The sequence below is a fragment of the Pseudomonas sp. RW407 genome (assembly GCF_003176655.1).
Taxonomy (GTDB): domain Bacteria; phylum Pseudomonadota; class Gammaproteobacteria; order Pseudomonadales; family Pseudomonadaceae; genus Pseudomonas; species Pseudomonas delhiensis.
In genome coordinates this window covers 1,374,162-1,384,376 of sequence record NZ_QGSL01000106.1, presented here as the reverse complement: position 1 = coordinate 1,384,376, position 10,215 = coordinate 1,374,162, and the positions used below count along the sequence as shown (strand labels likewise).

Below are 10,215 nucleotides of genomic sequence, written 5' to 3'. Positions count from 1 at the left end.
TTACTCCGTGCGGCGACAAGTCCACGCGCCGGAGCGCGTGATCAGCCCGCTGTCGCCCCAGAGCGGGGCGTATTGGGCGATGTAGAGTTGCACCTGGCGGTAGAACCAGGTGTCGGGTCGGTTGCGCTTCATCTTCCGAAGGATGCGGCTTGCGACCGTCAGCCCCAGGACCCCGCCGGTGAGCGCGCCGGCGATGATCAGAGCCCAGTTGCCGGACAGGATCGCGACAGGGATTCCCAGGACCAAACCGACTGCACCGCTGAGAAACACGGTGCCCCACATCTCGTCGGCGGTCAGACCGCCCATGATCACCGGCTGTCTGTTGAGATTGGTTGGCAGGAACTTGAGTGTCCCGTCATTGAGGGATTGATCGTCGACCATGATCGTGTAAACCCGTTACAGGATGGTCGTCGCTTTGCTGATCATGAAAATACCGACGCCAATGATGGCGATCCCCACAACGGCAGTGGCTCCAAGGTCGCGCCACTTCTTCTTGCCATCATGAATCTCGTGGTAGACACCGTAGGCATGCCATGCCACACCAGAAATCATGGTGGCGAGGATAATCAGGCCGAGCAGCATCCCGCCGTCATAGGCAAAGTTCTGGATGGTTTGCAGCCAGTTCGAACCTTCGCCTCGGCTGGGCGCCTGGGCTTGCGGAAGAGCAGCATTCGCGAGCTGAGGCAGGGCCAGCAGGATCGTGCTGAGGGTGATGGCGCGGGTGTAGGGCAGCTTGGGCATCGGTTTGCTCCGAGAGTTAGCTGAGGACAAAGAAGGTGAGAAGCATCAGGAGCACGATCACGCGAATGGCGGACGAAACCGCAATTCTTCGGTCGAGGTTCGTGGTCGCCCATCCGCGGTACATGCTGTAGATCGCCCAAGCGCCCCACAGCATCGCCAGCGCGATCAACGTGCCCATGAAGAGGGTTGCCGTAGCTTGTGGGGTGAAACCGCTTGCGGCCTTGAATGCTGCGTTTTGCGCTGCGCTCATGCTCATGGCATGCGACCCCCGCTCAGGGTGTAGTCGCCGGTAAGCTCGGCTGGATCGCGGGGTTGTGCGCGGCTTGGTGTCAGGTAGTCCTGCAGTCCCTGGCGAATGCGTTGGATGTCGCCGGCCAGGCGTTCGTAGTCGAAGTAGTAGCGTTGACCTGGCTCGTCGGCTACATGCGAGCTTCGCCTGGCCGAATCCTCGAGGGCATTCAGTTGGCGAATCATGACCTCGATGTTGGCCTGCTCGGACGCGCTCGCGGCGTTCGCCCGCGGCGCAATGCAGATGCATCCGATGACAGCGATCAGCCCGTACTGGGCAGTTCTGCAGAGAGAGGCGGAGAAGGGGCTGCGATGGTTCACGGCTACGCTCTAGCAAGTCGTCGTTGATGCCAGCTTGCCGCCCCGACTCATCCCCCGCCGCAAGAAATACTTACTGGGCTCACGTGGATTTTTTCGAGCCCGTCACGCCTGCGTTTCGCGCTTCAGAAACAGCAAATAGCCAATGGGCATGGCGAAACCATATGCCCAGCCCTGAGCGTTCTGGTTGCCGATTTTGGTCTCGCCTCGGCATAACGGCTGGACGCTGACGAGCTCCCAGCCTTCAGCGCCCAACGACTCCAGGAGAGCCTGGAAAGTGTCGCGCTGCAGTAGCTGAACCAGGTCTGGCTCCAAAGTGGCCTCGGTGGTCTTGAGCAGCCTTCCGTGGGTTTGGGTCTTGAACGGAATAGCGACGTGTTCGGTGCGATATTCGAATCGTATTGCTGCCATGTTGGAACTCCAGGCCCACAAAACGGGCAATGAGAAATGGAGATAGAAAGGGCAGGGATTTCTAGAGGTACTTCTTGAAGCTGGCAGCGGTGATCGAGACGCTGACACCGAGCAGCGCTGCACAGGGCAGCAGGATCAGGAGCGGGCTGACGCTGATCGGGATGGCGAGATAGAGCGTCCACGGCAGGATCGCCACCGGGATCATCGTGCCCCTGGCCTTGTGGTACAGATAACTGGACTCCCGGCCCAAGCCAAACTTCCGCAGGTCTCGGCGGACCAGCCCGTCGACCAGACCGGTGAAGGCCGCCATGACAAACAGCGGGATCGTCAACGCCAGCACAACGGTCCTGACACAGAAGGTCAGCGCGGTGAACAGAGCGGCCAGGGCGTAGGTCTGCACGGTGGTCACGCCCTGGGCGGCAAGGTATCGGACGTCAAACTCCGACCTGGGGCCTGCCTGCGCAACAGCGGACATCCCTTGCATCCAGTCGAAGAGGCCGGTCTTCACGACCAGCCATTGGTAGATCAGGCTCACTATCCATTTCGCAGTGTTCCCGGGCTCCTGGACGACAACGCTATGCAGAAGCCCCTGGGACAGCCAGCCCAGCTCGTAATTGAGCATTTCTTGGGCATGCTGCCAGCCAGCCTCCGGCCAGAAGAAATAGAGGCAGAGCCACTCCACTACCACCGCTGCCAGCAACGAGCCGATCAGTACCCCAGCCAGCTGGAACGGCAATCCGATAATCGTCCGCAGGAGGGACTCCGGGCGCTCCTGCTGTGCCTGGGTGCGTTCTGCGATCTCAGCCATGGTTCATCCCTCAAGCTGCCTCGTCGCTGCCGGCCAGGTGGCGGAAGTCGTCGACCAGGTCGGCAGGGAGCGCATCGTTGATGTTCTGGTAACCGGGGGCCTCCCACCATTCGCCAGAGCTGGATGTGGAGCCTTTGCGCATTCCGGCTGCCAGCTCCTGCAGGGTCTTCGGCAAGACTTCGTCTGGATCGTTGGCGGGCAGTGGCATGCGGATCTTCCATAGGTTCCCGCCCTCGATGAGGGCGAAACACTGCCCTTTGGGGAGGGCGACCACATGAGCCGGTTCGATCATCGGCACACTGGTCATCTGCACCTGGTCGTGGGTATTCGATGTAAACGCCGTCTTGCCATTGACCGAGTCGTTCGCGCTGCTCGCCGGCGTGCTGTTGTAGATCTGCACCTTGGGGAGCTGGTTCGTCAGCAGCTCGGCCGTGGCGGTCTCCCGAACACGCAGCATGAACAGGTTGTTGAAGTTCCCGATGATCTGGCCGGCTTTCGCCCTGGAGCCGATCTTGGCCTCGATGTCGCTCATGGTCTGTGTATACGCGGTCACCTGGACGCCGGCCCCGCCGGCTTTGTTGACCATGGGGATGAACTCGTCGCCGATCAGCTCGTTGAACTCGTCGGCGTGGAGGTTGATGCGCACCTTGCCTGCGGCCAGGCCGCCAGGGAGGCCATCGTCGAGACCGTGCTTGTAGATGTGGCCAGCAACCGAGACCAGGTCGCTGAACATCGAGTTGCCGACCGCCGAGGCGACCTCCGTGTCGGACAGGGCGTCGAGGCCGATGTAGACGACGGCACGCCGCCGGATGACCTGCATCCAGTCGAAGATTGGACGTTCATCGGAGAGATCCAGGTAGTTGGGCGAGAGCAGTTCGGCAATGCGGCCGGTGGTGAGCTTCTCCAGCAGCGGCAAGAGGCTGGCGACGATTTTGTCGAAATAGGTCTTGTCGTAGCGCACTGCGGAGCGCAGACCGTCCATCACCGAGTCGGAGATACGTTGCTGCGTCAGGTACATGTCGATGGCAACCACCCGCAGTGGACGGTCCTTCATTGCATAGCTGAGGTTTTTCCGATCGATCTTGCCCTCGATGGCCACGATGGCTTCCCAGGCCTTGGGATCATGATCGGCGAAGTATTTCTGCGCGTACTCCACGAACAGCTCGTCGATGTTGATGACGTGCCGGCGGATTTGCTCATAGTCAGGTCGCCTGCCGAGGGCGACCAGGGACTGGGCGATAATATTGACGAACCGCCAGGCGAACTCCCGGAAAGCAGCGCTGTTGCCTTCTCCGGACAGCTGGCCGGCGATGCGGGTCGCCACCTCGCTGATTCGGCCGAACCGGCCAACGGCGTTGTAGCGTGCCGAGAGGTCAGGATGGCCGAGGTGGAACACATAGAACTCGTCCAGGCGGCCGGCACGCTCGCACTCGACGTACATGCGCTTCAAGAGATCAGCGTCGCCCTTCGGATCGAAGACGATGACGACTTCGTAGTCCGGCTGTTCGCTCTTTCGCCGACGTCGGTGGCCATGATGGACAGTCTGGGTGCGCCGTCCCATTCGGACGCGTCGGCGCCGACGATGGGTACGGCGAATGTCCTGGGTGATGAACAGTTCGGCCAACCTGGTTTTGCCCACCCTGGTTGTACCCAGGACGAGAGTGTGGCCCACCCGCTCACCGAGAGGCAGGCTGACATCGTGCTCGTCTGGCTCGATGCCATGCAGCCGCGGCAGGCCTCCTACCGGCGGCAGCGGGCGAGCAGGGTTCCAGGATGAGTCCCACGACGTGGCCTTGGCCAAGAAGTTGAGCGGGAAGGGAGCGAATTCCAGTCGCTCCTCGAGCCGCCGTGCGCGCTGATAGAGGGGCGAAGGCTCAACATAAGGGGCGAACTGTGGCAGGTAGGTGTCGGCCAGACGCTGCGTATGCGTCTGTGTCCAACGGAACCCCTTGCCGATGAACAGCCTCTCGTTGCTGACGGGCATTTCGGCGCTGGTCATTGTGTAGTGCGGCAGCCGCCGGATGTTGGCCTGGTAACGAAGTACCCGGAGGGCCTGCACCAGTCGAACAGTACCCAGATAGGTGAAACCAACGGCCGCGATCAGCCCGAAGAGCGGGGTGAGCGCGAGTGACCAGGGGGCGAGGACACACAGCGCTGCGGCTGTATAGCTGATAGCGGTTGTGTACAACTCCACGGGAGGGCGCAGCAGCGCATCCAGGGTGTACGTGGCCATGGAGGTCAGCTCCCTTGGGGCGTGATGCTTTGTTGAGGATCCAGCTGGCTTTGTGCTTCGAGCCTGTCACGTAGACGTTGGAGTATGGCCAGGAGGTCGTCCTCGGTTCTCCAGGCCACGCGACCGCCGAAGAGAGTGATGACGTGCTGTACCTGGTCGAGCATGAGGTCCTGGCGCCGCACGTCCTTTGGCAATTCGATCATCAGGGTCATGCATGGAGAGTTGAGCGATGACAAGAACGCCTCCTACCTACTGCTGGACGGTGGTCGATGTGATGAGAACTGGGTAGTGCCGCAGGCCGAGGCGGCCCGCGATGTCGGTGCCCGGCGTGGGAAGCATCTGCAGGCCCGGCGCCCATTTCCGTACTTCCGCCAATCGACCTGGGCCGCTGACGTTTACCACCAGGCCGACCGCCTGCAGTTGCAGGAGCTGCTGCAGGTGTTGCTGCAGCCAGGACCTGGAGCTGTCGTCGTCCCCGAGAAGAAACAGCGGCTGAAGGCCTGGAGCGTTGATCACCCGTCCCTGAACAGGACCGGGAGACAGCTCCGGCGTGACGACGGGGAACGCGCCGCCCATTCGAACGCCCCCTACAGGGGGGCGCTGTGCATCAGTCGAGTCAGGAACCAGGTCCTGGTAATAGGGGAGGGCGGAAACACCGCCGTGATCTTCGACGACGACCAGCTGGTCAGCGGAGGCCTGTGCAAAAGGCAAGAGGAGGCTGAGTGTGGCGTTACGGATAAGCAGGGCCAGACAGCGATTTAGCGGATGCGTCATGGGTTGGTCGCCAGGAGGTTGATGCCGGTCACCCGGCTGAGGTGTCGGGCGAACGACTCGCGGTAGCGCGCAGCAGGTGCGCCGCCGGCGGGCCGGTGGTAGCGGCCGGCGGCATCAATCCAACTGCCGCCCTTCGCTTTTTGCTCGCTGAGAATTTCGGCTGTAACAGCCAGGTTTTTGTAGGGGTCGAGGCCTTCGCAGGGGGAGCTGTAGCGGTGGCCATTTGCGGCGATATTGGTCTGCCCGAGACCGACGTCGACGCGAGCTGGTCCTGCCGTGGCGAGGGCAATCATCAGTGCCTTGCAAGCATCCTTCCGGGTTGCAAACCGGTAGCCAGCGCCGGCGACGTTCAACGTCCAGGGCCATGGCACCAGCTGGCCGCGGATCCGCGCACCGCTTTCCTGCAGCGCGACCGAGTAGAGGACTACCGATGGAATGCCATGAGCGATCGCAATCATCTGGTAGGCCGGCGGCGGCTCCTCGGCGGCGCTGGCGAATCCACAGAGCAGCGCGGTAAGGAGGGCAAGGGCGCGAATTACTGGCGTTGCCACTGCCCATTCACCTTCATGACCGCGGCGGGCAGTTCGCCGCCTAGGCCCAAGCCAAGCCAACGGCCTTGGTCGTGGTTGAGTGTGATCTGCCGGCTCTTCACATTCGCGGGCTCTATGCCGGCAAGGATCGCCCACCGCCGGATTCGATCGTCATCACCTTGGCTACCCACGAAGTACAGGTCGAAGGAGCGCTTCGCCGCTTGGAGCGCTCGCACCTGATCGATGCACGGAGCGCAATCATCCTTCACGAAGATCGCCAGGCGCCCATCGCCTTCTAGGATGGCCTTGCCACCGGCGCCGGTGTTGCCGGGGTTCGAGGAAATCTGAATGACTTTCTCACCTGGGTACATTCGTGCGTTCGCTTCATCGTAGGCACGCTGGAATGCAAGCTCTTTCTCGACGCGCTGCCGCTCCGCTTTCACCTGCAGTTCGGCGTAACGCTGTCGTTCATCGTTCGAGCGCGCCTCGATTCCGAGTGCCGTCAGCGGATCGAGGCCGGGGGAGTAGATCCCACGGGGACCTTGCATCAGCAGCTGGTATCGCTCGTATTCCTGCGCCGTGAGCCCCCATTCGCGGGCCAGCTGGTCCTGTTGGCCCTTCTGATCGAGGCCCTGCTCTGCGGTGCGTTGCCACTGCGAGGACGCGGACTGGGAATTTTGCTCGGCGCCTGGCGTGCTGATACTTGTCAGCATCAGGTATGCCGTGGCAGCTGCCATTACGAAGTGATTGAGAGTTCGTTTATGCATGGTCGGGCCTATGGCTGCAGGCTGATGGTCTTGGTCGTGCCGGCGGCGTCGAACCGCGCAGTTCGGTCGTCGAGCGCGCTGAGTCGCCATGTAGTGCCGGCGACCGAGTCGCCGGGGCGAATCAGGTAGATCTGGCTCAGTCGCGTACTGCCTGGAGGGGCGATCGAGAGGAAGCGTTCGCCGCCCCGGTACTCGACGCCGATGATGTGGAACGGCGGCGGTTCCGGTGGAGCCGGCTTGGGTTTAGGGGGGGAGGGCTTTGTCTTCGTGACGTTCGTGACGGTGGCTTTCTTGGCCACCGGAGCTGGTTGTTGTGCTTGCGGCTTCTTCAGGTCCTGAAGCGAGGTATTGAGGGTTTCGAGATTGGCTTTCAGTACCAGGAGCTCGCCGGTTGAGGCCACGGACTGGGAGAGCTGGCTGACACTGTCGTTGGCTTGTTTGGCATACGCCTGCGCTGCATCTATGCGATTTGATAATGCCTGCTGGGCCGCCCTGAAGTCCTCGTCCTTGACCAGGTGCTGACCTGCAACGGCGTCGACGCGCTCGTCGAGCTTGCCCACTCGGTTGAGCAGCGCGTTGATGGAGGTCTTCTCCGCAGCACCTTCGAGCGAGCCGCGCATGGCTACCAACTGGTACTGCTGGTAAGCCGCAAGGCCTCCGAGGGCTAGAAATCCTATCGTGATGAGCAGCGATGATCGGGTAAGGCGGCGCAGGTTCATGGGTGTCCTCTCGAAGCCGGAGACACCCTCGCGTATGTGAGCTTTTGAAGCACTAATAAATGCTTAATGAACCTGTTGGGATTTTTTGGGGTATGGATTCTTTGCGAAGCCTGCCCCCATTGATCCGCAAGTGATCACGTGGAATAGCGCCCTGATTTGTATAGGTGAATTTTCTGTAGGGATATCAGCGTTTGATTTTCCGTGAACACCAGCAGCAGGCAGAGGCCGGGCATTCCCCACGGCCTTTTCTTTGTCGTACTATGTCAGGATTGATAGCCATATTGCGCTTAGGGTGATAGATGCCGAAGGCCATCGTTGTCGAGGATGACCAATTGGAGCACGCGGTAAAGGTCGCCAGGATCAGCAGTGCTGAGAACGGCGTCAGGGACGCAGCGCTGCTGCTTTCCTGCTTTGGTACGGGCATGACCGTCACCGAGCTGTGCCTGCTGCGCGTGAGCGACTATCTGGCCGAGGACGGGAGCGTTCTGCGCGACTCCTTGGTGAGAGCCGAGATTGCCTACAACCACAAGCCCCGTCCGCTGTGTTGGACGAACAAGAAGCTGACGAACGCCATAGACGCCCATCTGGCCGAGCGCTTGGAGCGCGGGCATGGGGTGTCGAGCAGGAAGGCTGCATATCGCGGCCTTGATCCGGCCTCGCCGCTGTTCGTGTCTGGCCGCACTGGTGAAGGGCTCAAGCTCAGTGCCAAGCAGCGGGACGGCAAGACTTACTACAGCGCGACCCAACTCAGCCGGTTGTTCACCCGGCTTTTCGAGCAGGCGGGCATCGAGGGTGCGAGCGCGCAGTCTGGCCGGCGCACGCTGGCGGTGAAGCTCAAGCGCCGTGGGATCGACCTGCGGCATATCAGCGAAATCCTTGGGATCGAGTCGCTGGAAGCGGTGAAGAAGCTCTGTGCGGGCGATCCGGCCCGGCTGGGTGACATAGTGCGGAGAATCTTGTGAGCAGAAACGAAAAAGGCCCACCTTGCGGTGAGCCCTTCTTTTCGCATGTCCCCAGGGGGAGGCTTTCGCCAACAAGTCCCGGAGCTAGTGAGGTAATGGTATTGCTCAAATTTGATCACGTCAAGGAGATAGACCTTGCTGGCAACTGCTGCTGACATTCGAGCCCTTGAGGACGTCATTTCACCGCAAAGGCTTAGCACCTACGCGGCGGCTCAGGGCATGCAGAACTCAAGGCGGGTGCTTGAGCTGTACGCGTGGAACGCCGAGGTTTCAGGGGCGTTCATGCTTCCACAGCAAATCTGCGAGGTTGCAGTGCGCAACGCAGCGTCAGAGGTGCTTGAGGCGGTGTACGGCCCCCAATGGCCGTGGTCGATTGGCTTTGAGAGAAGCCTTTCAGACCCAAAGTTTGGCTTTAGCCTGCGAAAGGAGCTTGCTTCTGGAAGGGCAAAAGCTCCAGCTGGAAACACGAACAAGGTCATCCCTGAATTGAAGTTCGCTTTCTGGATTCGGTTGTTCACCCAGCGCTTCGACAAACGCCTGTGGATTCCGCACTTACACGCTTCGTTTCGAGGGTTACCGCCAGGGGTCACAGTTCAGCAGTGCCGGCGAATGATCTATGACGAACTGGACAAGGTAAGGGGCATCCGCAACCGAATTGCACATCACGAGCCCATTTTTCAGAGAAACCTGGCAGCAGATTATTCGCGGATGATGAGGCTGGTTAAGTGGCGTTGCCCTCGCACTGCCGCTTGGCTCAACGAAGTAGAGAGCGTCCGGGCGATCATCAAGAAACGTCCATGACTTTGGAGTTGCAATGGCAATGACTGGCGAGCAGTACGACGCCCTGGTGAAGTTGATGCGCGGCAAGCCGGAAAGTCCAGCGTGCCGGGCCGCACGGCGCGTACTTGTCGATGGTATATCCCAAGCTGAGGCCGTGCGGGAAGCAGGCATTACGCGAGGCACTGTAAGCAAAGCAGTTCGAACCTACGCCGAGGCGGATCAGCTTATGTGCGCCGTGTACGGGGTAGAGAAAGGATAACTTGTAGCGCTTGCGCGTATGCCTCTAGGGGCATACGGTGGCCCATGTCAACGATCCACCGAGGACATCACATGACAATCATCGACGCTACACCATCGGCAGACTTTCCGGCTCAGGTCGTCATCATGGACAAGGAGCTTGGCCAGAGACACCCGGACAAGGCCTTCTACCTGCGAGTGCAGGTCGAGAACGGAGTTGATCACGTCGATCTGGATGGTGCTGTCACCCCGCTGGATGCTCGCAGGATCGCTCGGAGCAAAGGGTATAGCCCGACGCACTGGATGCCGGTCGGCGATGCTCGCCCGATGCTCTACTACTGACCGTCACAACATCCAAACCGGTCTGTTTGAGGAAAACCCGAAAGAGGCCGCCCCCGGTAGTCCGAGGGGTGCCCACCCAAGCGCCGGCGTCGCCGGCTGGAGCTGAATTGATGACCGCCCGCGACACCCTGACTCTCACCCTCGACGCCGAAGCGGTTGCCGCGTTGTTGCATTACCGGCAGGCGCAGGCGGCCTTCGACGTCCTGGGGCATGCGAACCCTGACGAAGAACTCGGGGCTGAGCTGTTCGTCAATGCGGTATCGGCCGCCGAAAGGCTCGGGAAGCAGGTCGCCGCCTTGGCCCCG

The 10,215-nt window shown here is 61.1% G+C and carries 17 protein-coding genes; 5 read left to right on the top strand and 12 right to left on the bottom strand.

Annotated elements, in window-relative coordinates; genetic code table 11:
• The 12 genes from DK254_RS22930 to DK254_RS22875 form a co-directional block, all read right to left on the bottom strand.
• Complete coding sequence (locus DK254_RS22930; protein WP_109935614.1) at window positions 1-381, bottom strand: TIGR03750 family conjugal transfer protein; 381 nt, start codon at window positions 379-381, stop codon at window positions 1-3.
• Window positions 382-396: 15 nt separating this feature from the next.
• Entirely contained in the window at window positions 397-741 is a 345-nt protein-coding gene (locus DK254_RS22925) for a TIGR03745 family integrating conjugative element membrane protein (RefSeq protein WP_109935613.1), read from the bottom strand.
• Between the two features lie 16 nt (window positions 742-757).
• Entirely contained in the window at window positions 758-997 is a 240-nt protein-coding gene (locus DK254_RS22920; RefSeq protein WP_109935612.1) for a TIGR03758 family integrating conjugative element protein, read from the bottom strand.
• Entirely contained in the window at window positions 994-1,296 is a 303-nt protein-coding gene (locus DK254_RS22915) for an RAQPRD family integrative conjugative element protein (protein WP_371921179.1), read from the bottom strand. Before DK254_RS22915 ends, DK254_RS22920 begins: the two co-directional genes overlap by 4 nt.
• 156 nt (window positions 1,297-1,452) lie before the next feature.
• On the bottom strand, window positions 1,453-1,758 hold the full coding sequence (locus DK254_RS22910; RefSeq protein WP_109935610.1) for a hypothetical protein: 306 nt from the start codon (window positions 1,756-1,758) through the stop codon (window positions 1,453-1,455).
• A 61-nt stretch (window positions 1,759-1,819) separates the two neighbouring features.
• Window positions 1,820-2,566 carry a TIGR03747 family integrating conjugative element membrane protein gene (locus DK254_RS22905; protein WP_109935609.1) on the bottom strand — a complete coding sequence of 249 codons (747 nt, stop codon included), beginning with the start codon at window positions 2,564-2,566 and terminating at the stop codon, window positions 1,820-1,822.
• Between the two features lie 10 nt (window positions 2,567-2,576).
• Window positions 2,577-4,799: a type IV conjugative transfer system coupling protein TraD gene (gene traD / locus DK254_RS22900; RefSeq protein ID WP_109935608.1), complete on the bottom strand. Its 2,223-nt coding sequence runs from the start codon at window positions 4,797-4,799 to the stop codon at window positions 2,577-2,579.
• Between the two features lie 5 nt (window positions 4,800-4,804).
• Entirely contained in the window at window positions 4,805-5,011 is a 207-nt protein-coding gene (locus DK254_RS22895; RefSeq protein WP_109935607.1) for a hypothetical protein, read from the bottom strand.
• 37 nt (window positions 5,012-5,048) lie between these two features.
• Complete coding sequence (locus DK254_RS22890) at window positions 5,049-5,573, bottom strand: integrating conjugative element protein (protein ID WP_109935606.1); 525 nt, start codon at window positions 5,571-5,573, stop codon at window positions 5,049-5,051.
• Entirely contained in the window at window positions 5,570-6,124 is a 555-nt protein-coding gene (locus DK254_RS22885; protein WP_109935605.1) for a lytic transglycosylase, read from the bottom strand. The genes DK254_RS22890 and DK254_RS22885 overlap by 4 nt, the downstream gene beginning before the upstream one ends.
• Window positions 6,109-6,816, bottom strand: coding sequence for a TIGR03759 family integrating conjugative element protein (locus DK254_RS22880; RefSeq protein ID WP_256595926.1), 708 nt, complete (start codon window positions 6,814-6,816; stop codon window positions 6,109-6,111). Before DK254_RS22880 ends, DK254_RS22885 begins: the two co-directional genes overlap by 16 nt.
• 62 nt (window positions 6,817-6,878) lie before the next feature.
• Window positions 6,879-7,589, bottom strand: coding sequence for a methyl-accepting chemotaxis protein (locus DK254_RS22875; RefSeq protein WP_109935603.1), 711 nt, complete (start codon window positions 7,587-7,589; stop codon window positions 6,879-6,881).
• 299 nt (window positions 7,590-7,888) lie between these two features.
• Here DK254_RS22875 and DK254_RS22870 point away from each other — a divergent pair, with 299 nt between their 5' ends.
• The 5 genes from DK254_RS22870 to DK254_RS34595 form a co-directional block, all read left to right on the top strand.
• Window positions 7,889-8,551: a site-specific integrase gene (locus tag DK254_RS22870; protein ID WP_109935602.1), complete on the top strand. Its 663-nt coding sequence runs from the start codon at window positions 7,889-7,891 to the stop codon at window positions 8,549-8,551.
• Window positions 8,552-8,686: 135 nt separating this feature from the next.
• Window positions 8,687-9,352, top strand: a complete 666-nt coding sequence (locus DK254_RS22865) for a hypothetical protein (protein ID WP_256595925.1) — start codon at window positions 8,687-8,689, stop codon at window positions 9,350-9,352.
• A gap of 13 nt (window positions 9,353-9,365) precedes the next feature.
• On the top strand, window positions 9,366-9,590 hold the full coding sequence (locus DK254_RS22860; protein ID WP_109935601.1) for a TrfB-related DNA-binding protein: 225 nt from the start codon (window positions 9,366-9,368) through the stop codon (window positions 9,588-9,590).
• Between the two features lie 71 nt (window positions 9,591-9,661).
• A complete protein-coding gene (locus DK254_RS22855; protein ID WP_109935600.1) occupies window positions 9,662-9,910 on the top strand; it encodes a hypothetical protein in 249 nt (82 codons plus the stop codon).
• A 110-nt stretch (window positions 9,911-10,020) separates the two neighbouring features.
• Window positions 10,021-10,215: hypothetical protein (locus DK254_RS34595; protein WP_218281439.1), on the top strand; the 195-nt coding region annotated here is incomplete at its 3' end.